23 protein-coding genes are annotated in these 26,541 nt (G+C 73.6%); 12 read left to right on the top strand and 11 right to left on the bottom strand.

From position 1 onward, the window contains the following. The first annotated feature begins 69 nt into the window (after positions 1–69). The 3 genes from AC07GB_RS17570 to AC07GB_RS17560 all read left to right on the top strand — a co-directional run bounded on the left by AC07GB_RS17570 (position 70) and on the right by AC07GB_RS17560 (position 3,326). Entirely contained in the window at positions 70–675 is a 606-nt protein-coding gene (locus AC07GB_RS17570) for a TetR/AcrR family transcriptional regulator (protein ID WP_478846264.1), read from the top strand. A 241-nt stretch (positions 676–916) separates the two neighbouring features. After that, positions 917–1,939, top strand: coding sequence for an endonuclease/exonuclease/phosphatase family protein (locus AC07GB_RS17565; protein ID WP_478846262.1), 1,023 nt, complete (start codon positions 917–919; stop codon positions 1,937–1,939). 169 nt (positions 1,940–2,108) lie between these two features. Then, entirely contained in the window at positions 2,109–3,326 is a 1,218-nt protein-coding gene (locus AC07GB_RS17560; protein WP_478846260.1) for an MFS transporter, read from the top strand. A gap of 580 nt (positions 3,327–3,906) precedes the next feature. Here the strand turns inward: AC07GB_RS17560 and AC07GB_RS17555 are convergent. From AC07GB_RS17555 to AC07GB_RS17545, 3 genes are all read right to left on the bottom strand, one after another. Further along, positions 3,907–5,661: an NAD+ synthase gene (locus AC07GB_RS17555; RefSeq protein WP_478846258.1), complete on the bottom strand. Its 1,755-nt coding sequence runs from the start codon at positions 5,659–5,661 to the stop codon at positions 3,907–3,909. Positions 5,662–5,752: 91 nt separating this feature from the next. Continuing rightward, on the bottom strand, positions 5,753–7,396 hold the full coding sequence (locus AC07GB_RS17550; RefSeq protein WP_478846256.1) for a multicopper oxidase family protein: 1,644 nt from the start codon (positions 7,394–7,396) through the stop codon (positions 5,753–5,755). Positions 7,397–7,524: 128 nt separating this feature from the next. Beyond that, positions 7,525–8,133 (bottom strand): hypothetical protein, encoded by a 609-nt coding sequence (locus tag AC07GB_RS17545; protein WP_478846254.1) that lies wholly within the window; start codon positions 8,131–8,133, stop codon positions 7,525–7,527. Between the two features lie 70 nt (positions 8,134–8,203). Between AC07GB_RS17545 and gadC the strand changes: the two genes are divergently transcribed. Genes gadC through AC07GB_RS17525 form a run of 4 tightly spaced genes read left to right on the top strand, consistent with a single transcriptional unit; the run spans position 8,204 to position 11,754 of the window. Then, positions 8,204–9,733: a glutamate/gamma-aminobutyrate antiporter GadC gene (gene gadC / locus AC07GB_RS17540; protein ID WP_478846252.1), complete on the top strand. Its 1,530-nt coding sequence runs from the start codon at positions 8,204–8,206 to the stop codon at positions 9,731–9,733. Between the two features lie 13 nt (positions 9,734–9,746). After that, complete coding sequence (locus AC07GB_RS17535) at positions 9,747–10,469, top strand: DUF998 domain-containing protein (protein ID WP_478846250.1); 723 nt, start codon at positions 9,747–9,749, stop codon at positions 10,467–10,469. After that, positions 10,439–11,266 carry an alpha/beta fold hydrolase gene (locus AC07GB_RS17530; RefSeq protein WP_478846248.1) on the top strand — a complete coding sequence of 276 codons (828 nt, stop codon included), beginning with the start codon at positions 10,439–10,441 and terminating at the stop codon, positions 11,264–11,266. Before AC07GB_RS17535 ends, AC07GB_RS17530 begins: the two co-directional genes overlap by 31 nt. A 59-nt stretch (positions 11,267–11,325) precedes the next feature. Next, positions 11,326–11,754 carry a DUF5990 family protein gene (locus tag AC07GB_RS17525; protein ID WP_478846246.1) on the top strand — a complete coding sequence of 143 codons (429 nt, stop codon included), beginning with the start codon at positions 11,326–11,328 and terminating at the stop codon, positions 11,752–11,754. 17 nt (positions 11,755–11,771) lie between these two features. Here the strand turns inward: AC07GB_RS17525 and AC07GB_RS17520 are convergent, their stop codons facing one another. Next, on the bottom strand, positions 11,772–12,407 hold the full coding sequence (locus AC07GB_RS17520) for a DUF305 domain-containing protein (protein WP_478846245.1): 636 nt from the start codon (positions 12,405–12,407) through the stop codon (positions 11,772–11,774). Beyond that, positions 12,407–13,081, bottom strand: coding sequence for a DUF3105 domain-containing protein (locus AC07GB_RS17515; protein WP_478846243.1), 675 nt, complete (start codon positions 13,079–13,081; stop codon positions 12,407–12,409). The genes AC07GB_RS17520 and AC07GB_RS17515 overlap by 1 nt, the downstream gene beginning before the upstream one ends. A gap of 341 nt (positions 13,082–13,422) precedes the next feature. Here AC07GB_RS17515 and AC07GB_RS17510 point away from each other — a divergent pair, with 341 nt between their 5' ends. Beyond that, a complete protein-coding gene (locus tag AC07GB_RS17510) occupies positions 13,423–13,893 on the top strand; it encodes an Rrf2 family transcriptional regulator (RefSeq protein WP_478846241.1) in 471 nt (156 codons plus the stop codon). Here the strand turns inward: AC07GB_RS17510 and AC07GB_RS17505 are convergent. Next, positions 13,788–15,080, bottom strand: a complete 1,293-nt coding sequence (locus AC07GB_RS17505) for a globin domain-containing protein (protein ID WP_478846239.1) — start codon at positions 15,078–15,080, stop codon at positions 13,788–13,790. The two genes, AC07GB_RS17510 and AC07GB_RS17505, sit on opposite strands and share 106 nt — an antisense overlap. A gap of 312 nt (positions 15,081–15,392) precedes the next feature. On the opposite strand from AC07GB_RS17505, the gene glnA reads away from it, so the two are divergent. The 3 genes from glnA (at position 15,393) to aac(3) (ending at position 18,322) form a co-directional block, all read left to right on the top strand. Continuing rightward, positions 15,393–16,754, top strand: coding sequence for a type I glutamate--ammonia ligase (gene glnA / locus AC07GB_RS17500; RefSeq protein ID WP_478846494.1), 1,362 nt, complete (start codon positions 15,393–15,395; stop codon positions 16,752–16,754). Between the two features lie 75 nt (positions 16,755–16,829). After that, positions 16,830–17,303: a F0F1 ATP synthase subunit B family protein gene (locus AC07GB_RS17495; RefSeq protein ID WP_478846237.1), complete on the top strand. Its 474-nt coding sequence runs from the start codon at positions 16,830–16,832 to the stop codon at positions 17,301–17,303. A 170-nt stretch (positions 17,304–17,473) separates the two neighbouring features. Then, the gene (aac(3), locus tag AC07GB_RS17490; protein ID WP_478846235.1) at positions 17,474–18,322 is read left to right on the top strand and encodes an aminoglycoside 3-N-acetyltransferase; all 849 of its coding nucleotides are present in this window, start codon (positions 17,474–17,476) and stop codon (positions 18,320–18,322) included. Here the strand turns inward: aac(3) and AC07GB_RS17485 are convergent. Further along, on the bottom strand, positions 18,315–18,737 hold the full coding sequence (locus AC07GB_RS17485) for a VOC family protein (RefSeq protein ID WP_478846233.1): 423 nt from the start codon (positions 18,735–18,737) through the stop codon (positions 18,315–18,317). The two genes, aac(3) and AC07GB_RS17485, sit on opposite strands and share 8 nt — an antisense overlap. Positions 18,738–18,821: 84 nt before the next feature. Then, on the bottom strand, positions 18,822–19,256 hold the full coding sequence (locus AC07GB_RS17480; protein WP_478846231.1) for a VOC family protein: 435 nt from the start codon (positions 19,254–19,256) through the stop codon (positions 18,822–18,824). A gap of 267 nt (positions 19,257–19,523) precedes the next feature. Here AC07GB_RS17480 and AC07GB_RS17475 point away from each other — a divergent pair, with 267 nt between their 5' ends. Next, positions 19,524–22,532, top strand: coding sequence for a bifunctional [glutamine synthetase] adenylyltransferase/[glutamine synthetase]-adenylyl-L-tyrosine phosphorylase (locus tag AC07GB_RS17475; RefSeq protein WP_478846229.1), 3,009 nt, complete (start codon positions 19,524–19,526; stop codon positions 22,530–22,532). 10 nt (positions 22,533–22,542) lie between these two features. On the opposite strand, the gene AC07GB_RS17470 is transcribed toward AC07GB_RS17475, so the two are convergent. The 3 genes from AC07GB_RS17470 to AC07GB_RS17460 form a co-directional block, all read right to left on the bottom strand. Next, positions 22,543–23,394 carry a phosphatase PAP2 family protein gene (locus AC07GB_RS17470; protein WP_478846227.1) on the bottom strand — a complete coding sequence of 284 codons (852 nt, stop codon included), beginning with the start codon at positions 23,392–23,394 and terminating at the stop codon, positions 22,543–22,545. Positions 23,395–23,469: 75 nt separating this feature from the next. Next, positions 23,470–24,567, bottom strand: coding sequence for a LacI family DNA-binding transcriptional regulator (locus AC07GB_RS17465; RefSeq protein WP_478846225.1), 1,098 nt, complete (start codon positions 24,565–24,567; stop codon positions 23,470–23,472). 25 nt (positions 24,568–24,592) lie between these two features. Beyond that, on the bottom strand, positions 24,593–26,299 hold the full coding sequence (locus AC07GB_RS17460) for a glycoside hydrolase family 13 protein (RefSeq protein ID WP_478846223.1): 1,707 nt from the start codon (positions 26,297–26,299) through the stop codon (positions 24,593–24,595). Positions 26,300–26,541 lie beyond the last annotated feature (242 nt).

Below are 26,541 nucleotides of genomic sequence, written 5' to 3'. Positions count from 1 at the left end.
GGGGGCGCCCCCGGCCGCCGGGCCAGGGGAAAATGGGGTCAGCCGCCCCACCGCAGAGGAGTCGACACCGTGGAGCCGAGCCCCACCGTCCGAGCCGCCCGCGGGCGCCCCCGCAGCGAGGCCGTGGAGCGGTCGATCCTGGAAGGCGTCATCCGGCTCATCGAGGAGGGCACCCCCCTCGCCGAGCTGTCCATCGAGCGCATCGCCCGCACCGCGGGCGTCGGCAAGGCCACCATCTACCGCCGCTGGAGCAGCAAGGAAGAGATCTTCGTCGACGTCCTGCGCACCGTGGAGGCGCCGCTCGCCGTCCTGCCCGGCACCTCCATGCGCGACGACCTCGTCGCCCTCCTCGAACAGATCCGCCGACGCGGTCTGAACCTGCGCGCGTCGGCGATCCTGCACAACGTGTTCGCGCAAATGAAGACTCTGCCCAAGCTCTGGGACGCGTACCACGCGACGGTCATCGAGCCGCAGCGCCGCCGTACCCAGGACGTCCTGCGCCGGGGGCAGGAGAACGGCGAGCTGCGCGCCGACGTCGACATCGCGCTCGCCCACGAGCTGTTCCTCGGACCCATGCTGGTACGCACCGTGATGCGCTCCGACGCCCCCCTCGACGAGGACCTTCCGGAGCGCGTGGTCGACTTCGTCCTCGAAGGACTGCGACCCCCCGAGTGAGCCCCTGAAGGGGGCGCGGGATGTTAGCGTGGCGCCGCCCGAACAGCCCCGAACTCGCGGGCAATATGCGCGTTTCGTCACAGAGTGCGGACCTTGGGGGCGCAACCGGAACCTGTCGCACGCCCCCACTCGTCCTCGGGTCCGTACGGCCGTCAGCGGACGGCGGGGACGACACCGGATCATCGCCTAGGGTTCAGGGGCGGGGGACGGTGTGCACGGCAGTCAGTGAGGCGACGAGAGTATGGCGCAGGCGTACAAGGCGGAGACGGACAGCGGCAGCTCGCGGCCCGAGCGCCAGGGCTCCCCGCTGCGGCGTTTCGTCGACGGTTGGCGAGGCGACCGGGACATCTGGCGGCGCGGACTCGTCACGGCCGGATTCGCGGTCGTGATCGGTCTGGTGATGCTCCTGCACGCCCAGATCCCGAACGGCGTGGGCAACCTCGGCAGTCTCACCGAGACGTTCCTGCCGTGGCTCGGCATCTTCATCCCGGTGCTCCTCGTCATCGCCGTCGTCCGCAAGTCCGCGACCGCCCTGGTCGCGCTGCTGCTCCCGGTGATCGTCTGGCTCGACGCCTTCGGCGGCCTCGTCACCGACAAGTCGGGCAGCGGCGGCGACCTCACGGTGGCCACGCACAACGTCAACGCGGACAACCCCGACCCGGCCTCGACCGCCCGTGACGTCGCCGCGTCCGGCGCGGACGTCATCGCCCTGGAGGAGCTGACGTCCGCCGCGGTCCCCACGTACGAGAAGGCCCTCGCGGGCACGTACAAGTACCACTCGGTGCAGGGAACCGTCGGGCTGTGGAGCAAGTACCCGCTGACCGGCACCAAGCCCGTCGACATCAAGCTGGGCTGGACCCGCGCCATGCGGACCACCGTCAGCACCCCCAAGGGCGAGGTGGCCTTCTACGTCGCCCACCTGCCGTCCGTGCGGGTCAAGCTCGACGCGGGCTTCACCGCGGGGCAGCGCGACGCCAGCGCCGACGCCCTCGGCGAGGCCATCGCCCACGAGAAGATCGGCAAGGTCGTCCTGCTCGGCGACCTGAACGGCACGATGAACGACCGCGCCCTGAACGCCGTCACCTCCCAGATGCGCTCCACGCAGGGCGCCGCGGGCAACGGCTTCGGCTTCAGCTGGCCCGCGTCGTTCCCCATGGCCCGCATCGACCAGATCATGGTCAAGGGAGTCGAGCCGGTGTCGTCCTGGACGCTGTCGCGGACGGACAGCGACCATCTGCCGGTGGCGGCGAGCGTCGACCTCTGAGGGGGCTCGGCCCGTCGCGTGGGTGTGCCGCCGCCGGGCGCGTGTCCGTGGGCTCGGGGGCGCTCGGGCGGAATAGGAGCGCAGGGCTCATTGTTCCGGACTTAAACTTAACGATTCCCCTGATCGCACCCTGCCCTCGTCCGGGCTGTTCGGAAGGTAGTACGTCTCCATGCCCCTGGCCCTGCTCGCCCTCGCCGTGGGCGCCTTCGGCATCGGCACGACCGAGTTCGTGATGATGGGCCTGCTGCCCAACGTCGCCGACGACCTGCACATATCCATCCCCACCGCCGGACACCTCGTGTCCGCGTACGCCCTCGGCGTCGTCATCGGCGCCCCGCTGCTCGCCGCCGTCACCGCGCGGCTGCCCCGCCGCCGCGTCCTGATCGGCCTCATGGTCCTCTTCGTCGTCGGCAACGCCCTGTCGGCCGCGGCGTCGGACTACCACCTGCTCCTGGCCGCCCGCTTCCTCAGCGGCCTGCCCCACGGGGCCTTCTTCGGCGTGGGCGCGGTCGTCGCCACCGGGCTCGTCGCGCCCGAGCGCAAGGCGCGGTCGGTGTCCCTGATGTTCCTCGGGCTCACCGTCGCCAACGTCGTCGGCGTGCCCATCGCCACGCTCATGGGGCAGCAGCTCGGCTGGCGCGCCACCTTCCTCGCCGTGAGCGCGATCGGCCTCGCCGCCATCGCCGCGCTCGCCCTGCTCGTCCCCGCCGACCACGGCCACGGCGAGTCCGTGGGCCTGCGCGGCGAACTGCGGGCGCTCGGGTCCCTGCCGGTCTGGCTCGCCCTCGGTACGACCGTCGCGGGCTTCGGGGCGCTCTTCGCCGCGTACAGCTACGTCACGCCGATGCTCACCGACTCCGCGGGGTTCGCCGAAGCCAGCGTGACGCTGCTGCTCGCGCTCTTCGGCGTGGGCGCCACCGCGGGCAACCTGCTCGGCGGCCGCCTCGCCGACCACTCCCTGCGGGGCACCCTCTTCGGCGGCCTCGCCGCGCTGGTCCTCGTCCTGCTCCTCTTCCCCCTCTTCATGAAGGCCGAGTGGAGCGCGGCCGTCGGGGTGACCCTCCTCGGCACGGCCGCCTTCACGACGGGCTCGCCCCTCCAGCTGATGGTCATGGAGAAGGCGGCCGCGGCGCCGTCGCTCGCCTCCTCGGCCAACCAGGCCGCGTTCAACCTCGCGAACGCCGGTGGCGCGTGGATCGGCGGGCTCGCCCTCGCGGCGGGCTTCGGCGTCACGTCCCCCGCGCTTGCCGGGGCGGCCCTTGCCGTCCTCGGGCTCGGGGTGGCGGCGATCGCCTACGCCGAGGACGTCCGGCGGGGCCCTGCGGAGGGCTCGGGCCGCATCATCACGGGCACCCCCACCCCCACCCCCGAGCCGACCCCCCACTGAGGCCCCGCCCCCTGCCCCTTGGCGCGGCGCCGGGGTGGTCCCACCCACCCGCCCTTGATTGGGGGCCGGGTTGGGGGCCCGGCGGGGCCCGGTGGCTTGGGCGGGCGGCGCCTCGGGCTGTGCCTGCGCCTCGCGCTGCCGGAGTGGCCCCGCCCGCCGGCGCTCAATAGGTGACGGGGGCAGCGCCCCCGGCGAAGGCGGCGCCCACGTCTCGCGTTCCTACCCCCGCAGCGCTCCGCCCGGGCGCGGCTGCGCGAAGCAGGGGAGTTCCGGGGGGGAGAAGCCCTCAGCGAGGGACGGACCACCCGCCCGCAGCGCTCCGCGTCGGGGCCCACCCGGCGAAGCAGGGGAGTTCCGGGTGGGCGGGTGGGAGGAATCCGCCGCGGTAGCGGCGGGAGCGGACCACCGGATCGGCGGCGCCGTGCGTCGGGGCCGGGGACGCGAAGCCGGGGCCGCGCGGGTGGGCGGGCGGGGAGGCCCCGGCGGGGGAAGGGCCCCGCCTCGCTAAGGAAGGCCCCGCCCCGCGTGGGGAGGCCCCCGGCGAGGGAGGGCCTCCGCCAGGGGGAGGGGCCCCCGGGGCTCAGAGGTGTTCGCGCCAGGCGTTGGTGATGGGAAGACGCCGGTCCTTGCCGAAGCCCTTGGGCGAGATCTTGGTCCCCGGCGGATACTGCCGCCGCTTGTACTCGGCCGTATCCACCATCCGCAGCGTCTTCACGACGAGCCCCGCGTCGAAGCCCGCCGCGGCGACCGCGTCCGCGCCCTCGTCCCGGTCGACGTACCGCTCCAGGATCGCGTCGAGGACGGGATAGTCCGGCAGCGAGTCCGTGTCCACCTGGTCGGGCCGCAGCTCCGCGCTCGGCGGCTTGCTGATGGAGTTCTCGGGGATCGGCGGGGTCCCGCCGCGCTCGGCGGCGGCCCGGTTGCGCCACTTCGCGAGCCGGAAGACCGAGGTCTTGTAGACGTCCTTGATGGGCCCGTACGCCCCGACGGAGTCGCCGTACAGCGTCGAATACCCCACCGCCAGCTCGGACTTGTTGCCCGGCGCGAGCACGATGTGGCCCTCCTGGTTGGAGAGCGCCATCAGCATCGTGCCGCGCAGCCGGGACTGGAGGTTCTCCTCGGCGAGCCCGGTGAGCCCGAGGGACTCCATGTACGCGTCGAACATCGGCGCGATCGGTACGGTACGGAAGTTGAGCCCGGTGCGCCGCGCCAGCTCCGCCGCGTCGGCGATGGAGTGCTCGGAGGAGTAGCGGGAGGGCATCGCGACCCCGTACACGTTCTCCGCGCCGAGCGCGTCGCAGGCCAGGGCGGCCGTCAGCGCCGAGTCGATGCCTCCGGAGAGGCCGATGAGCACGGAGCGGAAGCCGTTCTTCTGCACGTACGCGCGCAGGCCGACGACGAGGGCCGAGTAGACCTCCTCGTCGTCGTCGAGGCGCTCCGCGTACGTGCCGGTGTGCTCGGCCTCGTACGGCGGCAGCGGCTCGGCGGAGAGCGTGACGTGCTCGACGCGCAGGCCGTCGTCCACGGTGCCCGACGGCGGCCGCGCGGCGGCCGCGGGCAGCTCCAGGTCGAGGACCACACAGCCCTCGGTGAACTGCGGGGCCCGCGCGACGACCTCGCCGTTCTTGTCGACGACGATCGAGTCGCCGTCGAAGACCAGCTCGTCCTGACCGCCGGTCATCGCGAGGTAGGCGGTGGTGCAGCCCGCCTCCTGCGCCCGCTTGCGGACCAGTTCGAGCCGCTGGTCGTCCTTGTTCTGCTCGTACGGGGACGCGTTGATGGACAGCAGAAGGCCCGCCCCGGCCGTGCGGGTCGCCGGGACGCGGCCGCCGTCCTGCCACAGGTCCTCGCAGATCGCGAGCGCCACGTCGACGCCGTGCACGCGGACGACGGGGAGCGTCTCGCCGGGGACGAAGTAGCGGAACTCGTCGAAGACGCCGTAGTTGGGCAGGTGGTGCTTGGAGAACGTGAGCGCCACCTCGCCGCGGTGCAGCACCGCCGCCGCGTTGCGCGGGGCTCCCGCGGGCTGGCCGTAGCGCGGCTTGGCCTCGTCGCAGCGGTCCAGATAGCCGACGACGACGGGCAGGTCGCCCAGGCCCTCCTCGTGGATGCGGCCCGCGAGCGCACGCAGGGCCTGGCGGGACGCCTCCACGAAGGAGGAACGCAGGGCGAGGTCCTCCACCGGATAGCCGGTGAGTGCCATCTCCGGGAACGCGACGAGGTGCGCGCCCTGTTCGGCGGAGTGCCGGGTCCAGCGGAGTACCGAGTCCGCGTTCTTGGTGAGGTCGCCGACGGTGGAGTCGATCTGATTCAGCGCAAGGCGTAGTTGAGGCACGGCCCCAGTGTAATCGTCAACCCGACGCGATGCCCCCGGGACGGCCGGCGCCAGGCCGCCCGGGAGCCGCGTGAAAGGGCGCTGACCTGGGTCAGGAGCGGTAGCCGAGGACGGTCATCATTCCTGCCTCCGAGTGGTACACGTTGTGGCAGTGGAGCATCCACAGGCCTGGGTTGTCGGCTTCGAAGTCCACCGTCAGCCTGCCGTTCGGCAGCACGATCGCGGTGTCCTTGCGGGGGCGGCCGGGGGCGCTCGCCAGGGCGAAGGTGTGGCCGTGCAGATGCAGGGGGTGCCACATCGACGTGGAGTTGCTGAACTCCAGGCGCACGCGCTCGCCCGCGCGCACCGGGTGCCGCTGGTTCGGCGCGTACGGCTTCTTGTCGAAGGCCCAGTCGTACTTCCGCATGCCCCCCGTCAGCCGGATCTTGAGGGTGCGGTCGGGGTCGCCGGGCTTGAGGGCCACCGATTCGTCCGCCGTGAGCCGCTCGGCGAGCACGACGCGGCCCTTCAGCTCCTCGGGCCGCGCCGACGGTGACGGCGCGCTGCCGCCGCCCGTGCGGAGCACCGCCTGGGCCGCCGCCTTCTTGCCCTCCGCCACGGCGGTCAGCGGGAAGACGCCGTCCTTGGCGGTGACCAGGACGTCATACCGCTCGCCCATGCCGATGAGCAGGGCGTCGGCCTTCTGGTGCCGCACCGGGAAGCCGTCCGTGTGCGTGACCGTCAGCTCGTGGCCGCCGAGCGCCACCCGGAAGGCCGTGTCACCGCCCGCGTTGATCAGGCGCAGCCGGATGCGGTCGCCGGGGCGGGCGCGGAAGGAGGCCGGGGTCTCGGGGGTGCGGCCGTTGATCAAGTAGTACGGATAGGCCACGTCGCCCGCGTCCCGGCCGAGGAGGTCGCTGGTGGATCCCATGAGCATGCGGGAAGGTCCCTTGGGCTCTGGCTCGGGGGAGCCCTTCGACGCGGTGCGGGACATGTGCCCCTCGTGCCCCGCGCCGCCGGAGCCGCCTGAATCCCCGTGGTCCATGCCTCCGCCCATGTCCATGCCGCCGCGCAGCTCCGCGAGCACCGCGTCGGGGGTGGAGCCGTCCACGCCGTCGACCCAGTCGTCGAGGACGACCACCCACTCCTTGTCGTACGCCAGGGGCTCCTGGGGGTCGTCGATGATCAAGGGTGCGTACAGCCCCCGGTCCTGCTGGGTGCCGGAGTGCGGGTGGAACCAGTACGTGCCCGGGTGCGGGACCTTGAAGCGGTACGTGAAGGCGGCGCCGGGCTTGATCTCCCGCTGGGTGAGGGCGGGGACGCCGTCCATGTCGTTGCGCAGGGCCAGGCCGTGCCAGTGCAGGCTCGTGGGGCGCGGGAGGTGGTTGGCGAGGGTGAGCGACAGGGTGTCGCCCGCCGTCGCGCGGATCTCCTTGCCGGGCAGCGCGTCGCCGTACGCCCAGGACTTGACCGTGCGGCCGCCCAGGTCGAGCGTCGCCGGCATGGCCATGAGCTTCAGCTCCCGGAGGCGGCCGCCGCCCGGGCGCTTCTTCTCGGCGGCGGCGACCTCGGGGCCGGTGGGCGACACATAGCCCTTCGAGTCGGCCGACGGGCCGCCCGCGCCGCCGTGGCCGGAGTGCGAGCCGCCGGGGCCGCTGGAGCAGGCCGCGACGAGCCCGGTCCCGGCGGTGGCGAGCGCGGCGCCGAGCAGGGCGCGGCGCGATGTGCGCGGGGTGCGCGTGGTGTGGGTGCGCATGAGTGAGAACACCTCGTCCGTACTGAGTGGTGCGTGCAGAAGGGCGCGTCTGCTGCTTCTGGTACACCGCTGCGGCCCCGGAGGTTCCCACCGCGGCGCGGGCAGCGCGAAGCAGCCGGTACGGCGGCCTAGATCCGCAGCACGGAGAGGCGGGCGAGGAGCGCGCGCGGCGGGGGCGGCTCGGGCCACGGGGCGGCCCGGAGCCCGGCGGGCAGCCGGACGGGCTCGGCCGCCGGGGGCCGCGCCGCCACCGCGCCGAACAGCGCGAGCACGAGGGCGCCGCCCAGGACGGCCAGGCACACGGACATCGGATCCATGCCGGTGTCGTGGGCAGGCGGTTCGGGCGGGGCGGCCGTACGGGCGACGGCATGCCCCGCGCCGGCCACGGGCCCGGCCCCCGGGTGCGCGTCAGCTCGGCTCGCGGCCGGCGGCTCCGCGCCCGCGTGCGCGAGGGCCTGATGCCCGGTCACGGGCCCGGCTCCCGCGTGCGCGAGGGCCTGATGCCCGGTCACGGGCCCGGCCCCCGCGTGCGCGAGGGCCCCCGCCCCGGTGCGCCGAGCGGCCGCGTGGGCCGCCCCGGGCGCCGTGGCGTCCGCCACGCGCGCGTGGTCCGTGGGCGCCGCGCCGCTCCCGTGCTCCTGGGGATGCCCCAACGTGTGCATCGTCACGATGCCGAACAGCAGCGCCACGAGGAGCAGGAATCCGCTCGCGCTCGTGGGCTGTTGCTTCGGGGCCATGGGCGGGAGCCTACCCCTCCCCCGTATGCGGCGATGTGCGGGGCCCGCGAGAAACATTGATCATGAACCCATGACGACTACGGACAAGCCCGGACAGAGCGCGGGCGACGCGACGACAACCGCGGCGGCCGCTGCGGCCGCGGCGGCCATGAAGGCCAGTGAGAGCGGGGGAGCGGAGTTCGGGCAGGACGCCGGGACCTCACGGCAGTTCATCTCCTGGGTGACGCTCGCCCTGATGACCACCGCCTCCGTGGCGAGCCTGCGGCCCTCGCCTGCCATGGCCATCTACGGCCTCGCCGCCGTCTTCCTGTACCTCCTGCCCGCCGTGGTCTTCCTGCTGCCCACGGCCCTCGTCGGCGCGGAGCTGGCCTCCGGCTGGACGGGCGGCATCTACCGGTGGGTCAGCGAGGCGCTCGGCAAGCCCCTCGGATTCGTCGCGGTGTGGTGCCAGTTCGCGATGACCATCGCGTACTACCCGAGCCTGCTCGCGTACGTGGCCTCGACGTTCGCGTACGTCGTCCACCCGAGCCTCGCCGAGGACGGCCTCTACGTAGCCATCGTCATCGTCGTCATCTACTGGACCGGCGTGTGGATCACCTCGCGCGGCACCAAGACCGTCGCGGGCCTCTCGTCCTGGGGGCTCGTGATCGGCACGCTCGTCCCGGGCGTCGTGCTCGTGGCCCTCGGCATCGTCTTCCTGGGGCAGGGCAACGAGCCCGCCGCGCCGATGACCGCCGACCACTGGCTGCCGCCGTGGACGGGCCTGGCCAGCCTCGTGCTCATCGTCAACAACTTCCTGTCGTACGCCGGTATGGAGATGAACGGCGTCCACGTGTCGTCGCTGCGGCACCCGCGCGCGGAGTACCCGCGCTCGATCTTCCTGGCCACCGGCCTCGTCTTGTTGATCTTCATCGTTCCGGCCCTGGCCATCAGCTGGGTCATGCCGTCCGAGGAACTGAGCCTCACCGCCGGACTCATGCAGGCCTTCCAGGCGTTCTTCGACCACTTCCACGTCGGCTGGATGACGAAGGTCGTCGGGATCATGCTCGTCATGGCCGCGCTCGGCGGCATGCTGACGTGGCTCGCGGGACCCGCGAAGGGCCTGGTGACGCTCGCCCGGCAGGAGGGCTATCTGCCGCCGTTCCTCCAGCGCTTCAACAAGCACGGCGTGCCCCTGAACATCATGGTCGCGCAGGGCGTGATCACCACCCTGATCGGCGTCCTGTACGCGTTCAGCGACGACGTCTCCAGCGCGTACTGGATGTTCTCCGTGATCACCGTGCAGATCTACCTCATCGCGTACCTGCTGATGTTCGTGGCCGTGGTGCGGCTCCGCCGCACCCAGCCGCACGTGCAGCGCGGCTTCGTCGTGCCCGCCGTCACGCTCGTCGCCGGCGTCGGCTTCGTCGCCTCGGCGTGCGCGCTGTGCATCGGCTTCGTGCCGCCGGACCAGTTCGGCGACGCGCCGCTGTGGCGCTATCTGCTGATCGTCGGGGGCGGGCTGCTCGCCATCGGGGTGGCCGCGCCCGCCGCCTTCCTCAAGTTCCGCAAACCGGAATGGGTCCACCCCGACCACCAAGGCGCGCATGCCGTCAACTAGCGTCACAACGCATATGTCCCCCACGCCCCGAGGCCCCGGCGCGCCCCGCGCCGTCCGCGTGGCCGTGGCCGCGCTCCTGGTGCTCGGCGCCGCCGCGTACACCTCGTGGGCCCTCGAAGCGGTCCTGCCGACCGGACTCCCGCCGACGCGGACGTACGTGAGTGAACTCGCCGCCGAGGACCAGCCGTACGGGGCCTTCTTCCGGGCGGTGGACTTCGCCGCGGGCGTGCTGGTGTGCGCGGGGGCCGCGGGCGGCCTGGCGCGGCTGCGCTGCCGGGCCGCCGTGCCCCGCGTGCGCGCCCTGTCCGCCCTCGGCTGGGCCGGGCTCGTCCTCTTCGGCGCGGCCACGGCCGCCGACGCGCGCCTTCCGCTGAGCTGCGCGCCCACCGTGGACGCGGCGTGCCTCGCGCGCGAGCAGGCCGGGCACGTGCCCGCCACGCACGCGGCGCACACGGTCAGCAGCAGCGTGGCGGTGACCGGGGCGCTGGTGGGGATGGTGCTCCTGACGGCGGCCGTACGCCGGGCGGGCGCGGGCGGGGCGCGGCAGCGGGCGGTGCTCGCGGTGCTCGTGGCCGTCGAACTCGCCGCCACCGTCTGGACCCTCGCCGCCGTCTTCGCCCTCGACGCCGGGCACGGCACGTGGGGGCTCGGCATCGGGCAGCGGCTCCAGGTGCTCGCGATCGCCCTGTGGCTGGTGGGCCTGGCGTGGCTCGTGCTCGTACGACGACGGAGGTGACCGGCGGGGTGTTCGTACGGATCGACGGGGTGCCGCACCACGTGGACGTGACCGGGCGGGGCCCGGTGTGCGTGCTCAGCGCGGGGCTCGGGCTCGCGTGGTTCGAGTGGGACCCGGTGGCCGAGCTGCTCGCCCCCGCCCGCACGGTCGTGCGCTTCGACCGGCCGGGGCTCGGCCGCAGCGCGCCCGCGCGCGGGGTGCCCACGCTGGCGGGGGAGGCGGAGCGCGTCGCCCGGGTCCTGGACGCCGTGGGCCTGGGGGAGCGGGCCGTGACGGTCGTCGGGCACTCGCTCGCCGGGTTCCACGCGGAGGCGTTCGCGCGGCGGTACCCGCGGCGGACGGCCGGGCTCGTCCTCGTCGACTCCAGCGTGGAGGAGCGCACGCGCGCCCTGCCCGCGCGCGGGGCACGGGTCGCGGGGGCGCGCGTGTGCGGGGCCGTACTCGGCGCGGCGGGGCTGCCACGGGCGCTCGGGCCCTTGCTGCGGGGCGGGGGCGTGCCCCGCCCGCTGCGGGCGGCGTACGGGCTGAGCCGGGTGTGGCGGGCCGGGCTCGTCGAGTACGTGACGTACGGCGACGTGGCGCACGACCTCGCCCTGCTCAGGCGAGAGGCCGCGCTGCCCGGGGTGCCGGTCGCGGTGCTCGCCGCGGGCCCCGCGGGCGCGAGCCGCTGGATCTCCCGCCAGCACGCCCTCGCGGTGTCCCTCGGGGCGTCCTTCCAGGCCCTGCGCCCCGCGGGTCACCTCCTGATGCGCGACCGCCCGCACGAGGTCGCCGAGACGATCCTGGCCACGCGGTAGCCGGGCGGGGGCCCGCCGCCCGGCGGGCGTTGTCAGAGGCTCGTGGTGCTATGGAGGGCATGACTCAGAAGCTGAAGCTGCGGGTGGTGGGACGGGAGCTGCCGGGGGCCGAGTGCGGGGAGTTCCGGGACGTGCACGTGGGGGTGCAGCGGGGCGCGGAGCCCGACGGCCTGGTCCGCGCGGACGCGCCCGACGCGGTGTGGGAGTTCGAGGTGACGGTGGCCGCCGCGCCCGACGGCACGCCGGACTTCAAGGGTCCGTACGCACAGGGCAAGCGGGGCGCGCGGTTCTTCTACCTCACGTGGGGCGAGCTGCCGCCGGGCGGCGGCTTCGCGATGTTCCGCCGGGCCAAGCTGTTCTTCGCGGACCTGCCCGACGAGGTCCTCGAGGCCGGGGCGGGCGTCGCCGAGCTGGGGCTCACGGACGGGGCGGGGATGCCGCTGTGCGCGGCGGTGCGCCCGCCGCACGTGAGGTGGCGGGCGGACTGACCCGGGCCCGGCCCGCGCTACGGCTTCGCGCCCCGCGCCTTCAGCAGGTCCGCCATCAGCTTGACCTCCGACTCCTGGGACTCCACCATCCCCTGCGCGAGCCGCCGTTCGACCGGCACCGCGCAGCGCTCCACGCACCCCTGCGCCATGTGGATGCCGCCCTTGTGGTGGGTGGTCATCAGACGCAGGTAATAGACCTCCGCCTTGCGGCCGTCCAGCTCGCCGAGCCGCTTCATCTGCGCGTTCGTCGCCATGCCCGGCATCAGCGCGCCGTCGTCGCCGGCGGGGGCGTCCGCCATGCCCATCCACTTCATGGGCGGGTCCTCGGACACCTTCGGCATGTCCCACAGGTCGAGCCAGCCGAGCATCATGCCGCGCTGGTTGGCCTGGGTCTGCGCGATGTCGTAGGCGAGCCTGCGGATCTCCTCGTTCTTCGTGCGGTCGCGGACGATGTACGACATCTCCACGGCCTGCTGGTGGTGCACGGACATGTCACGGGCGAACCCGGCGTCGGCGGAGGTGCTCGACGGCACGCCGTCGGCGCCCGAGCCCGCGCCGGAGGGCTCGTCGTCGGCGGCCACGGCGGCCGTGATGCCGCCCGCCGCGAGCACCGCGCCGAGGACGGCGCCGGTCAGCCAGTCGGTCCGCTTCATCACTGCCCCTTGCCGTTCGTGCAGGCGGCACCCGGCTCGGGGGTCTGCTTGCCCTGCACGAACGTGGAGAAGAACGAGCCGACCTTCGCGTCGTCCGCGCCCGTGATCGCCCGCTGGTGGCCCCAGGCCGTGAGCAGCAGCGGCTCCTTCTGCTTCTTGACCGGGCTCATCAGCGAGTACGGCGTCTTCTTCACCTTCGCTTCGAGCTTCTTCAGGTCGGCGGGCTTCGCCTGGTCGTTGTACGTCACCCACACCGAGCCGTGTTCGAGGGAGTGCACGGCGTTCTCGTTCGGGATCTCGTTCTGGTAGACGTCGCCGTTGCAGTTCATCCACACCTGGTTGTGGTTGCCGCCCACCGGCGGCGTCACCGGGTACTTCACCTTGCCCTCGACGTGCGTGCGGCCCAGCTTCTTGGCGTCCCAGACCTTCTCGCCGTCCTTGGTCCTGGTGAACTCGGCCACGGCCGCGGCGTCGCCCGACTTGCCCGACTCGTCGTCGCCGTCGTCGGCCTGCGAGACCAGGAAGTAGCCGCCGATGCCGAGGGCCGCGACGATCACCGCGCTCAAGGTGATGGTGAGCGCGCGGGCGCGGCGCTCGCGGGCGGCTTCGGCACGCCGCATCTCCGCTATTCGGGCCTTGCGTTCGGCGCTGCTCGTCTTCTTGGCGGAACCCATGGTGTGTCCTTCTGCGGAAAGGGACGGATCGGATGGGTCGAACAGGGGGCGTTGCGAGTGCGTTGATCGTAGCCCGCGTGCCGCCGAGCGGAAGGGCCCCACTTCCAATCTGCCAAATCCACCGGGCCCGGCGGCCCTTGAGGGCCCCCATCCGGCCGCCCGGGCCCCCATCCGGCCGCCCGGGCCCCATCCGGCCGCCCGGGCCCCCATCCGGCGACCCGGGCCCCGCGTCCGGGCCGCCTGCGCCGGCTGTCCGGGCCGCCTGCGCAGGGGCCCGGGCCTCTGCGTCCGCCCACCTCCGAAATTTGAACCTCACATGCGCATTCCCTACGCTGCGCGGCATGCGGCTCCTGCACTCCACCGACCTGGCGCTGCGCATGCTCATGCGCCTCGCCGTCGCGGACGCGCCGGGTCGCGGCCACGGCCCCGCCCCCTCCACCCGGCAGGTGGCCGCCGACATGGCCGTCCCCTACACGCACGCCGCGAAGGTCGCCGCGCGCCTGACGCACCTCGGCCTCGTCGAGGCCCGGCGCGGCCGGGGCGGCGGGCTCGCGCTCACCGACGCGGGGCGCACCGCGTCCGTCGGCGCGCTGGTGCGCGAGTTCGAGGGCGAGGGGGACGTCGTGGAGTGCGAGGGCGCGACGCCCTGCCCGCTGAACTCGGGGTGCCGGCTGCGGGGCGCGCTGCGCCGCGCGCAGGAGGCGTTCTACGCCGCCCTCGACCCCGTGACCGTCGAGGACATCGTGGCCTCGCCGACGGGACCGCTGCTGCTCGGGCTCGCGAGCCACAGGTCGGGGCCGAAGACCTCGTAGTGGACCGCGGCGGGCGCGACCCCCTTGGCGAGGAGCTGGGAGCGTACGGCCTTCATGAAGGGCAGCGGCCCGCACAGGTACGCGTGCGTGCCGGGCGGCACCGGCAGCCCGGCCAGGTCCACGCGGCCCGTGCGGACGAGGTCGAGTCGTGGACGGCCCGGCTCCGGACGCTCGTACCAGAAGTGGGCCGTGGCGCCCGGGAGTTCGTCCGCGTACGCGCGGTGGGCGGCGCGCAGCGCGTGGTCGGCGGGGGAGCGGTCGGCGTGCACGACGGTGACCGGGCCCTCGTGCCCGGCGCCCGCGAGCTGCTGGAGCATCGCGACCATGGGCGTGACGCCGATGCCCGCCGACGCGAGCAGGAGCGGCGCGGGACCGTCCGGGCCGCGCAGGACACCGCTGTCGAGGACGAGGTCGCCGTACGGGGCGGAGACCCGCAGCCGGTCGCCCACGCGCGTGTGCGCGTGGAGGTGCGCGGAGACCTCGCCGTCGGGGCCCGCCCCGCCCCGGACCCGCTTCACGCTGATCTGCCGCACGTCCGCGCCGGGCGCGCCTGACAGGCTGTACTGGCGTATCTGCCGGGCCCCGTCGGCGAGCTGGACCTGCACGGACACGTACTGGCCCGCGCGGAAGGCGGGCGGGGGCGTCCCGTCGGCGGGGCGCAGCAGGAACGTGGCGACGTCCGCCGTCTCCTCGATCCGTTCCACCACCTCCCACGCGCGCAGCGCGTCCGCGCCCGCCGTGATGCCCCGCTCGGCGTAAAGGCGCGCCTCGATCGCGACGAGGGCGTTGGCCATCAGCCAGTACACCTCGTCCCACGCGGCCGCCACCGCGGGTGTGACGGCGTCGCCGAGCACCTCGGCGATGGCGGCGAAGAGGTGCCGGTGGACCGTCTCGTACTGCTCGGGCGTGACGCCCAGCGACGCGTGCTTGTGCGCGATGCGGGCCAGCATCACGTCGGGCCGCTCGTCCGGGTGCTCCACGAGGTGCGCGGCGAACGCGGCGATGGACCCGGCGAGGGCCCGGCGCTGGGTCCCCGCGGCCTGGTTGCCGCGGTTGAAGAGGTCCCGGAGCAGCTCCGGGTGGGCGGTGAAGAGCCTGTCGTAGAAGCGGGCGGTGATGTCCTCGACGGCCGCGCCGACGACGGGCAGCGTGGCGCGGACGGTGGCGGCGGACTGGTCGGACAGCAAGGTGCCTCCTCTCGCGGGACCGGCGTCCCGGCGTGCGCGGCGCGCTGCCCCGCCTCCCGCGGCACCCGGGCACGGCACCCGGGCACGGCTCCGCGGGGGCCGGAGCACGGCCCGCGTAAAACTTGCATCTTGGATACCACTTTAAGTCGATGGTCCGACGCGGCTGTCACCGCCTCCGGAGAACCGTGCAGTATGGGCGATGAGCGGCCGCAACGCGCGTGAAACCGTGTGGTGGGATGCTCGTGTGCCGGGGCGACGTCCCATGGCTTGGGAGCAGCCGGTTCCGACCAGCAAGGATGGGTGGAAGTCGAGATGGACAAGCAGCAGGAGTTCGTGCTCCGTACTCTGGAGGAGCGCGACATCCGGTTCGTACGCCTGTGGTTCACGGACGTACTCGGCTTCCTGAAGTCGGTCGCGGTCGCCCCCGCCGAGCTGGAGCAGGCCTTCGACGAGGGCATCGGCTTCGACGGCTCCGCCATCGAGGGCTTCGCCCGCGTGTACGAGTCCGACATGATCGCCAAGCCGGACCCGGGCACCTTCCAGGTGCTGCCCTGGCGCGCGGAGGCGCCCGGCACGGCCCGCATGTTCTGCGACATCCTGATGCCGGACGGCTCCCCGTCCTTCGCGGACCCGCGCTACGTCCTCAAGCGGGCCCTCGCGAAGACCTCCGACCTCGGCTTCACCTTCTACACGCACCCAGAGATCGAGTTCTTCCTCCTGAAGGACCGGCCCCTGGACGGCTCGCGGCCCACGCCCGCCGACACCAGCGGCTACTTCGACCACACCCCGCAGAACGTGGGCATGGACTTCCGCCGCCAGGCCATCACGATGCTCGAATCCATGGGCATCTCGGTCGAGTTCAGCCACCACGAGGGCGGCCCCGGCCAGCAGGAGATCGACCTGCGGTACGCGGACGCGCTCTCCACGGCGGACAACATCATGACGTTCCGCCTGGTCATGAAGCAGGTGGCGCTGGAGCAGGGCGTCCAGGCGACGTTCATGCCGAAGCCGTTCTCCGAGCACCCCGGCTCCGGCATGCACACCCACCTCTCCCTCTTCGAGGGCGACCGCAACGCGTTCTACGAGTCCGGCGCCGAGTACCAGCTCTCCAAGGTCGGCCGCTCCTTCATCGCGGGCCTGCTGAAGCACGCCGCCGAGATCTCCGCGGTCACCAACCAGTGGGTCAACTCCTACAAGCGCATCTGGGGCGGCTCCGAGCGCACCGCCGGCGCGGGCGGCGAAGCCCCCTCGTACATCTGCTGGGGCCACAACAACCGCTCCGCCCTCATCCGCGTGCCCATGTACAAGCCCGGCAAGACCGGCTCGGCCCGCGTCGAGGTCCGCTCCCTCGACTCCGGCGCCAACCCCTACCTCGCCTACGCGGTCCTGCTCGCCGCGGGCCTCAAGGGCATCGAGGAGGGCTACGAACTCCCGCCGGGCGCCGACGACGACGTCTGGGCCCTCCGCGACGCCGAACGCCGCGCCCTCGGCATCGAGCCCCTCCCGCAGAACCTCGGCGAGGCGATCCACCTCATGGAGCGCTCCGAACTGGTCGCGGAGACCCTCGGCGAGCACGTCTACGATTTCTTCCTGCGCAACAAGAAGCAGGAGTGGGAGGAGTACCGCTCCGAGGTCACCGCGTTCGAGCTGCGGAAGAACCTGCCGGTGCTGTAGCGAGTGCGGTGATTCGGCCACAGGTTTGCTCGAAAACGCGTTCGTTCCGGGTGGAGTGTGGGTAGATCGTCCGACATGGACGTCCTCGCGCTCGACATCGGCCCGCTCCGGCCGCGCCCCGTCGACCTGCTCATCGGCGTCGTGCTGTTCGCAGCCGTCCTCTGGACCTTCGCCGGGGTGCTGCTGCCCCGCCTCACGCGAGTGCTGGCCGAGCGCGAGCGGCTGACGGCGGGGCGTGCCCGTGAGGCGGACGAGACCCTCGCGGAGGCGGCCAGGGCGCGTGCGGACCGCGCGGGCATCCTGGCCGAGGCGCGGCACGAGGCCGCCCTGATCCGGCAGCGCGCCATGGAGGAGGGTACCGAGAAGATACGGGCCGCCCGGGAGGCCGGGCTGCGCGAGCGGGACGAGGTCGTGGCCGCCGGCACCGCCCGCCTCGCGGCCGAGCGCGCCGCCGCGCGGGCCGAGCTGGAGCGGGACGCCGAGCGTTTCGCGGCCCGCCTCGCCGAGCGCATACTCGGCGAACCCCTGGGCGCCGCGACCGACCGCTGAGCCGCGCGCAGGGCCGGGGCGCCGCCCGCCTGGGCCGGTGAGCCGCACGTCTGGTCCGGCGGGTGCGCCCCGGGCCCGAGCCCGGGCCAGGAGGCCGCCCCGCGTTCCGAACGACCCGCCCCGGTAAATGAGTTGCCTCCGTCCGCCGCCACGCGGATAGCGTCGACGGCATGGATGAACAGGAACTGCTGAAGCGCTCCGGCGGGCCGGTGACCCGTGGGCGGCTCGTCCGGGAGCTGCGGGCGCTCGGGCTCGGTGACGGGGACATCGTCATGTTCCACACCCAGATGTCCGCCATCGGGTATGTGGCGGGCGGCCCGCAGACGCTCATCGGGGCCCTCGGCGACGCGGTGGGGGAGCGCGGCACGCTGATGGTGACGTGCGGGTGGAACGACGCGCCGCCGTACGAGTTCAGCACCCAGTGGCCCAAGGAGTGGCAGGACGCCCTGCGCGCCGAGCACCCGGCGTACGACCCGGAGCTGAGCGAGGCAGACCACAACAACGGGCGGCTGCCCGAGGCGCTGCGCCGCTGGCCCGGCGCCGTGCGCAGCCGCCACCCCGACGCCAGCTTCGCCGCGCTCGGCGCCGACGCGGAGGCGCTGATGGCCGACCACCCCTGGGACGACCCGCACGGCCCGGACAGCCCCCTCGCCCGGCTCGTGGCGAAGGGCGGCCGGGTGCTGCTCCTCGGCGCGCCGCTCGACTCGCTCACGCTGCTGCACCACGCCGAGGCCCTCGCCGACGCCCCCGGCAAGCGGTTCGTGGACTACGAACAGCCCGTCCTGGAGGGCGGCGAGCGCGTCTGGCGGCGCTTCCACGACATCGACTCGGCGGACGGCGCCTTCGACTACTCCCCGGTCGTGCCGGAAGGCGTCTGGCCGTTCGAGGTCATCGCCCGCGATCTGCTGGCCACGGGCAAGGGCGTGCGGGGGTTCGTCGGCGCCGCCGAGAGCCATCTCCTGGAGGCCCGGGACGTCGTGGAGTTCGGCGTGGCCTGGATGGAGAAGAAGCTCAGATGACCTCCCGCAGCGGTCGCGTGGCCCGGACCTTGTACTCCTGGATCGACCAGCCGTTGCCGTCCGGGTCGGTGAAGTACATGAAGGAGGCGCCGTCCGCCTCCGCGTACGAGACGGTCTCGGACAGTTCGAGGCCGCGGGCGGTCAGCTCCTCGCGGGCCTGTTGCAGATCGGCGACCACGAGCTGGAGTCCCTGGTACGAGCCGGGCTCGGGCGTCGGGCCCGGCGTCGACTCCCAGACGGAGTCGCCGAGCATGACGGAACAGCCGGAGCCGGGCGGCGTGAGCTGGACCAGGCGGATGCCGGGCACGACCTCCTGGTCGATGTCGAGGTGGAAGCCGCACTTGGTCGTGTAGAAGTCCTTGGCCCGGTCGATGTCGCTGACGGGCAGGGGGATCACTTCGAGCGTGTAGTCCATCGTCTTCTCCTCGTGGTCGGGGCGTCCGCGCGGCGGGGGCCGGGACGCCTCGGCGCCCGGGACGCCCCGGGTCGGGTCGGGTCGTCAGCGTTCCGAGAGCGGCGCCGGGGCCTCCTGCACGGTCCAGCCGTTGCCGTCCGGGTCCTTGAAGAAGCAGAAGGTGCTCCACTCCGCCTCGCCCTTGCCGTCCTCCCAGCCGCGCGCGCCCAGCGTCCGTACCGGCGTGACGTCGACGCCGCGCCCCACGAGTTCCGCGCGGGCCGCCTCGATGTCGGTCACGCACAGTTGGAGGCCGTGCAGCGAGCCGGGCGCCATCGACTCCTGGCCGGGGGCCAGGGGCAGTCCGGTCACCATCGCGAAGGAACAGCGCGAGCCGGGCGGCGTGATCTGGATGACGCGCACTCCGGGCGCGACCTCGCTGTCCAGGTCCGCCTTGAAGCCGCACTTGTTCTCGTAGAACTCCTTGGCCCGGTCCAGGTCCGACACGGGCAGCGTGACGACTTCGAGCGTCCACTCCATGGCTTGATCCCTTCCTTCACGGGGTGCGGTACGGGTCCGCGTACCGCTCCGGCGCGCTCATCGTACGGATACTTGTTCGATTGCGGGGGGTTTCGGCGGCCCCGGCCGGCCCGCGGTCACGTGAACCGCCGCCGCGTCCCGTCGTCCTCCTGTCCGCTCCATGCTTGCGTCCCGGGGCGGACCTCGCACGCGCGGGGAACGCGTCGAGCCCCACCGCGTCACCGCTCGGTAGGCTCTGGCCAGGACAGGCGAGCGAAAGGCGTGCGGATGACGCTGCCGCAAGGGCGCAGGAGCAGCACGTTCACGCGGCTGCTGCGGCACGGATTCACCGACCCGTCGGCCGCCGAGCGGCTGCTCGCCGCGCCCGGTCTCGACGCCGTGCGCGACGACCCGGTGCTCCTCGACGCGCTCGGCGCCACCGCCGACCCCGACCTGGCGCTGCTCGGCCTCGTCCGCCTCGTGGAGGCGCAGCCGGCCGAGCCCGCCAAGCCCGAAAAGACCGCCGCGACCGCCCGGCGCGAGCTGCTCGACACCCTCGTCAGCTCCAAGCCGCTGCGCGACCGCCTGCTCGGCGTCCTCGGGGCGTCCGAGGCGCTCGCCGACCACCTCGCCCGGCACCCGCGCGACTGGCGGGCCCTGGTCACGTACGAGGCGGCCGATCTGCACCCGGGCGTCGAGGACTTCGAGCGCGGCCTCGCCGGGGCCACCGACCCGGTGTCGCTGCGCGTCGCCTACCGCCGCTGCCTGCTCGCCATCGCCGCCCGTGACGTGTGCGGCACGACGGACGTCGCCCAGGCCGCCGCCGAACTGGCCGACCTCGCCACCGCGACGCTGCGCGCCGCGCTCGCCATGGCCCGCGCGGACGCGCCCGCCGACGCCGCGCAGTGCCGCCTCGCCGTGATCGCCATGGGCAAGTGCGGCGGCCACGAGCTGAACTACGTGTCCGACGTCGACGTCATCTTCGTCGGCGAGGCCGCCGACGGCGCGGACGAGGCGAAGGCGCTGCGGGCCGCGACCCGGCTCGCCTCGCACATGATGCGGATCTGCTCCGACACGACGGTCGAGGGCACCATCTGGCCCGTCGACGCCAACCTGCGCCCCGAGGGCCGCAACGGCCCGCTCGTGCGCACCCTGTCCTCGCACCTCGCCTACTACCAGCGCTGGGCCAAGACCTGGGAGTTCCAGGCACTGCTCAAGGCCCGGCCCGTCGCCGGCGACATCGAACTCGGCGCGGAGTACGTGGCCGCCGTCGAGCCCCTGGTCTGGCAGGCCGCCGAGCGCGAGAACTTCGTCGCCGACGTGCAGAAGATGCGCCGCCGCGTGGTGGCGAACATCCCGGCGGGCGAGGTCGACCGCGAGCTGAAGCTCGGCCCCGGCGGCCTGCGCGACGTCGAATTCGCCGTACAGCTCCTCCAGTTGGTGCACGGCCGCGCGGACGCCTCGCTGCGCAGCGGTACGACGCTCGACGCCCTGGCCGCGCTCGCCGCCGGGGGCTACGTCGGCCGCGTCGACGCCGCCCAGCTCGACGACGCGTACCGCTTCCTGCGCTCCCTCGAACACCGCATCCAGCTCTACCGCCTCCGCCGCACCCACCTCGTCCCCGAGGGCGACGCCGACCTGCGCCGCATCGGCCGCTCCCTCGGCATGCGCACCGAGCCCCTCACCGACCTCGGCCGCGCCTGGAAGCGGCACACCACCGTCGTGCGCCGGCTGCACGAGAAGCTCTTCTACCGCCCGCTGCTGGACGCCGTCGCCCAACTGGCCCCCGGCGAGAGCCGGCTGAGCACCGAGGCGGCCCGCGAGCGGCTCGTCGCGCTGGGGTACGCCGACCCGTCCGCCGCCCTGCGCCACCTGGAGGCCCTCGCCTCCGGCGTCACCCGCAAGGCCGCCATCCAGCGCACGCTCCTGCCGGTCCTCCTCGGCTGGTTCGCGGACTCCGCCGACCCCGACGCGGGCCTGCTCGGCTTCCGCAAGGTGTCCGACGCGCTCGGCAAGACCCCCTGGTACCTGCGCCTGCTGCGCGACGAGGGCGCGGCGGCGGAGAACCTCGCCCGGGTGCTCTCCGCGGGCCGGCTCGCCCCCGACCTGCTCCTGCGCGCCCCCGAGGCGGTCGCCCTGCTCGGCGACGAGCGCGGCCTGGAGCCGCGCGGGCGCGCCGCCCTGGAACAGGAGGTCCTGGCCGCCGTGCGCCGCGCGGATGGGCCCGAGCAGGCCGTGGCCGCCGCCCGCGGGGTGCGGCGGCGCGAGCTGTTCCGCACCACCGCCGCCGACCTCATCGCCTCGTACGGCAGCGCGGGCGGCGACGCGGGCGCGCTCGTGGACCGCGTGGGCACCGCCGTGTCCGACCTGACCGCCGCCACGATCGCGGGCGCCCTGCGCGCCGTGGTCCGCGACGGCTGGGGCGACGAGCTGCCCACCCGCTTCGCCGTCATCGGCATGGGCCGCTTCGGCGGGCGCGAGCTGGGCTACGGCTCCGACGCCGACGTCATCTTCGTGCACGAGCCCCGCGAGGGCGTCGACGACCAGGAGGCGGCCAAGGCCGCGAACAAGGTCGTCGCCGAGATGCGGCGGCTGCTCCAGCTGCCCTCCGCCGACCCGCCGCTCCTCATCGACGCCGACCTGCGCCCCGAGGGCAAGAGCGGCCCACTGGTGCGCACCCTGAAGTCGTACGCCGCCTACTACCGCCGCTGGTCCCTGGTCTGGGAGTCCCAGGCGCTCCTGCGCGCCGATCCCGTCGCGGGCGACGCGGACCTCGGCAGGGCCTTCGTCGACCTTGTCGACCCGCTGCGCTACCCCGCCGAGGGCCTCGGCGACGAGGCGGTCCGCGAGATCCGCCGCCTCAAGGCCCGCATGGAGTCCGAGCGGCTCCCGCGCGGCGCCGACCCCACCCTGCACACCAAGCTGGGCCGCGGCGGCCTCTCCGACGTGGAGTGGACCGTCCAGCTCCTCCAGCTCGGCCACGGCTGGGCCGAGCCCGGCCTGCGCACCACGCGCACCCGCGAGGCCCTCGCCGCGGCCTGCGCGGCGGGCCTCATCCCCGGGGACGAGGCGGAGACCCTCGACGAGGCGTGGGTGCTCGCCACCCGCGTGCGCAACGCGGTGATGCTGGTGCGGGGGCGGGCGGGCGACACCTTCCCGTCCGACGGCCGCGAGCTGGCGGCCGTCGCCCGTTACCTCGGGTACGAGACCGGCCACGTCGGGGACATGCTGGACGACTACCGCCGCACGACGCGCCGGGCCCGGGCCGTCATGGAGCGCCGCTTCTACGGGGCCTAGCCGCCGGGCCTCAGCGCCCGGCGGGCAGGGGTGGGATCTGCTGCGGGAGGGCGTGCGGAAGGGCCCCGTACCAGAGGCGGACGACCGTGTAGCCGAAGGCCAGGCAGATCATGCCGCCCACCGCGTCCAGCCAGAAGTGGTTGGCGGTGGCGACGATGACCACGAGCGTCGCCACGGGGTACAGCAGGCCGAGGACCTTCGCCCAGGGCACCGAGGCGAGGGCGAAGATGGTCAGGCCGCACCACAGGGACCAGCCGATGTGCATGGACGGCATCGCGGCGTACTGGTTCGACATGTTCTTGAGGTCGCCGGACGCCATCGAGCCCCACGTGTTGTGCACGATGACGGTGTCGATGAAGTCCCCGCCGGGCATCAGGCGGGGCGGCGCCAGCGGATACAGGTAGTAACCGAGCAGGGCCACCGCGGTCGTCGCGAAGAGGACCAGGCGCGAGGCCGCGTACCGCCCGGGATGACTGCGGTACAGCCACACGAGGACACCGAGCGTGACGACGAAGTGCAGTGTCGCGTAGTAGTAGTTCATGCCGACGACGAGCCATGTCACGGAATCCACCGCGTGGTTGACCGAGCGCTCCACGGCGATGCCGAGGGTGCCCTCCACGTCCCAGATCCAGTCGGCGTTGCGCAGCGCCTGCGCCTTCTGCTCCGGCACCGCGTTGCGGATCAGTGAGTACGTCCAGTAACTCACCGCGATCAACAGGATCTCGAACCACAGCCGTGGTCGCCGGGGCGTCCGCAAGCGGCGCAGAAAATTCCGCCCAAAGCGGTCATCCGGCTCGCCCGCGATGGGTGATGTGGTGGGCCGGCGGCGGCCTTCCAGTGTCGTCACAGTCATCTCACCCATAGGGACAGAGTCTGCCAGATACCCACCTCACCTCAGATCATCCCCCCGATGGGTTCCGGGCGCACGCCCTACGCCTCAGGGACGAGGTGCTTCAGGCCTGTTTCCCAGGGGGTGCTCCCGGCTTTCCTGGGGGGTGCCCCCGGCGCCGGGGCGCCCGTCCGGGCACATCGCCGTGGAGCCGCGCACGACCAGCTCCGGCATGAAGACGAACTCGCTGTGCGGCGCCGGAGTGCCCGCGATCTCCTCCAGGAGGGTGCGGACCGCGGCCTGGCCCATCGCGGGCACGGGCTTGCGGATCGTCGTCAGGGGCGGATCCGTGAAGGCGATGAGCACCGAGTCGTCGAAGCCGACCACGGAGACGTCGTCCGGCACCTGAAGGCCCCGGTCCCGCACGGCCCGCACCGCGCCGAGCGCCATCATGTCGCTGGCGCAGACGAGCGCCGTGCAGCCGCGGTCCAACAGCGCGGACGCCGCCGCCTGACCGCCTTCGAGCGTGTACAGGGAGTGCTCGACGAGGTCCGTCTCGACGGTGTCCGGCGCGAGCTGGAAACGCTCCCTCATGGTGCGCGTGAAGCCCTCGATCTTCCGCTGCACCGGCACGAAGCGCCGCGGCCCGAGGGCCAGGCCGATGCGGGTGTGGCCGAGCGAGGACAGGTGCGTGACCGCGAGGCGCATGGCCGCGCGGTCGTCGGGCGAGATGAACGGCGCCCGCACCGCGGGCGAGAAGCCGTCCACGAGCACGAAGGGGACGCCCTGCGCGCGCAGCCGCTCGTAGCGCTCCGTGTCCGCCGTGGTGTCCGCGTGCAGGCCCGAGACGAAGATGATGCCCGCGACGCCCCGGTCCACCAGCATCTCCGTCAGCTCGTCCTCGGTGGAGCCGCCGGGGGACTGGGTGGCCAGGACGGGCGTATACCCCTGCCGGGTGAGGGCTTGCCCGATCACCTGGGCGAGCGCGGGGAATATCGGGTTCTCCAGCTCGGGCGTGATCAGGCCGACGAGGCCCGCGCTGCGCCTGCGCAGCCGTACGGGCCTCTCGTAGCCGAGGACGTCGAGCGCGGCGAGCACGGACTGGCGGGTGGCCGCAGCGACGCCCGGCCTGCCGTTCAGGACCCGGCTCACGGTCGCCTCGCTGACCCCCGCCTGGGCTGCGATGTCGGCCAGTCGCGCGGTCACAGGATTGGACTGTACCGGGCGAGTCTCACGCTGCCCACCAGACCGTCGTGTCGGGAGGTACGACGGTGCCCGCGGCGGAGCAGTCCAACTCGGCCCCCGAGAGGTCCGAGTTGGCGCTGCTCAGGAGCAACCGGCCGGGTGCGGGAAGCGTCACCGGGCGGTCCGAGAGGTTCACGGCGACGACGACACAGGCGCCGGCACCGCCGGGACCCTCCCCCGCGCGCCTGCGGAACAGGAGCACGCCCTCGGGGGATTCCAGCCACTCCACGCCGCCGCCCGCCCCCAGGGCGGGATGCGCCCGGCGCGCGGCGAGCGCGGCGCGGTACAGCGCGAGCGTCGAGCCCGGGTCCGCCTCCTGCGCCTCGACGGTCAGCTCGCTCCAGGCGGCGGGCTGCGGCAGCCAGCTCGGGCCGCCGTCGACGGGTCCGAAGCCGAACGGCGGCCTGCTCCCCGACCACGGCAGCGGCACCCGGCAGCCGTCGCGGGTGCCCTCCTGCCCCGCGCCGCCCTGGCCCGAGCCGCGGAAGAACGCCGGGTCCTGGCGCACCTCGTCGGGCAGGTCCGTGACCTCGGGCAGGCCCAGCTCCTCGCCCTGGTAGAGGTACGCGGAGCCGGGCAGCGCCAGCATCAGCAGCGTCGCGGCGCGCGCCCTGCGCAGGCCGCGGGCCGGGTCGCCGGGGGCCAGGCGCGTGGCGTGCCGGACCACGTCGTGGTTGGAGAGCACCCAGGTCGCGGGGGCGCCCACGGCGTCCATGGCGGCCAGTGAGCGGTCGATCACGGCACGCTGGGCCGCCGCGTCCCACTCCGTCGTCAGATAGGCGAAGTTGAAGGCCTGGTGCAGCTCGCCCGGGCGCAGGTACAGGGCGCTGCGCTCCACCGTCGGCGTCCAGGCCTCGGCCACGGCGACGCGGTCGCCGTCGTAGGAGTCGAGGACGGCACGCCAGTCGCGGTAGACCTCGTGCACGCCGTCCTGGTCGAAGTACGGCGTGGGCCGCGAGCCGAGCAGCTTGACCTGTTCGCCGTGGCCGACGTCCGGCAGGCCCGGCGCCTTGATCAGGCCGTGCGCCACGTCGACGCGGAAGCCGTCGACGCCGAGGTCGAGCCAGAACCGCAGCACCGAGCGGAACTCCTCGCGCACCGCCGGGTGCTCCCAGTTGAAGTCGGGCTGCTCGGGCGCGAAGAGGTGCAGATACCACTCGCCGTCCCCGGTCCGGGTCCAGGCCGGGCCGCCGAACACCGACTCCCAGTCGTTCGGCGGCAGTTCGCCGCCCCCGCCCTTGCCGGGACGGAAGTGGAACCGCTCCCGCCACGGCGATCCGGGCCCCTCCGCGAGCGCACGGCGGAACCACTCGTGCTGGTCCGAGCAATGGTTCGGCACGATGTCGACGATCACGCGCAGGCCGAGCCCGTGGGCCGCGCGCACCAGGTCGTCGGCGTCGGCGAGGGTGCCGAACATGGGGTCGACCGCGCGGTAGTCCGCCACGTCGTACCCGGCGTCGGCCTGCGGTGACGCGTAGAACGGCGAGAGCCACACGGCGTCGACGCCGAGCCGTCTCAGATGGGGGAGCCGGGCGGTGACGCCCGGCAGGTCGCCCATGCCGTCGCCGTCGGAGTCGGCGAAGCTGCGCGGGTACACCTGGTAGATCACCGCGTCGCGCCACCACTCGGCGCGCGCGGGGGCGGTGGTGCGGTCGGCGTCGTCGGCCGGTGCGTCGGTGAGGTCCTGGGTCATGAAGTCCCTTGCCGGTACGGGGAGCGAGCGCGCCCCCGGCGTCGCACCGGGGGCACCGGACGCCTTGGTGAACGCCCGGCGGGAGGCGAAGGTCACGAGGGGGAGCACGCGGCGCGGCCCGCGCGACGTCACCTGTACGGGGCGCACAGGTGCCGTGCGCTCCCCAGGAGCGTGCCGAAGCGCTAGCGTGGACGGGCGATCCGAGCGTGCCGACGGGCTCGCTGCCGTCCATCGCTCCGGGG

Source organism: Streptomyces sp. NPDC045778, assembly GCF_056431945.1.
The sequence above is the reverse complement of the archived record's forward strand: the minus strand, read 5'-3'. Positions and strand labels throughout refer to the sequence as shown.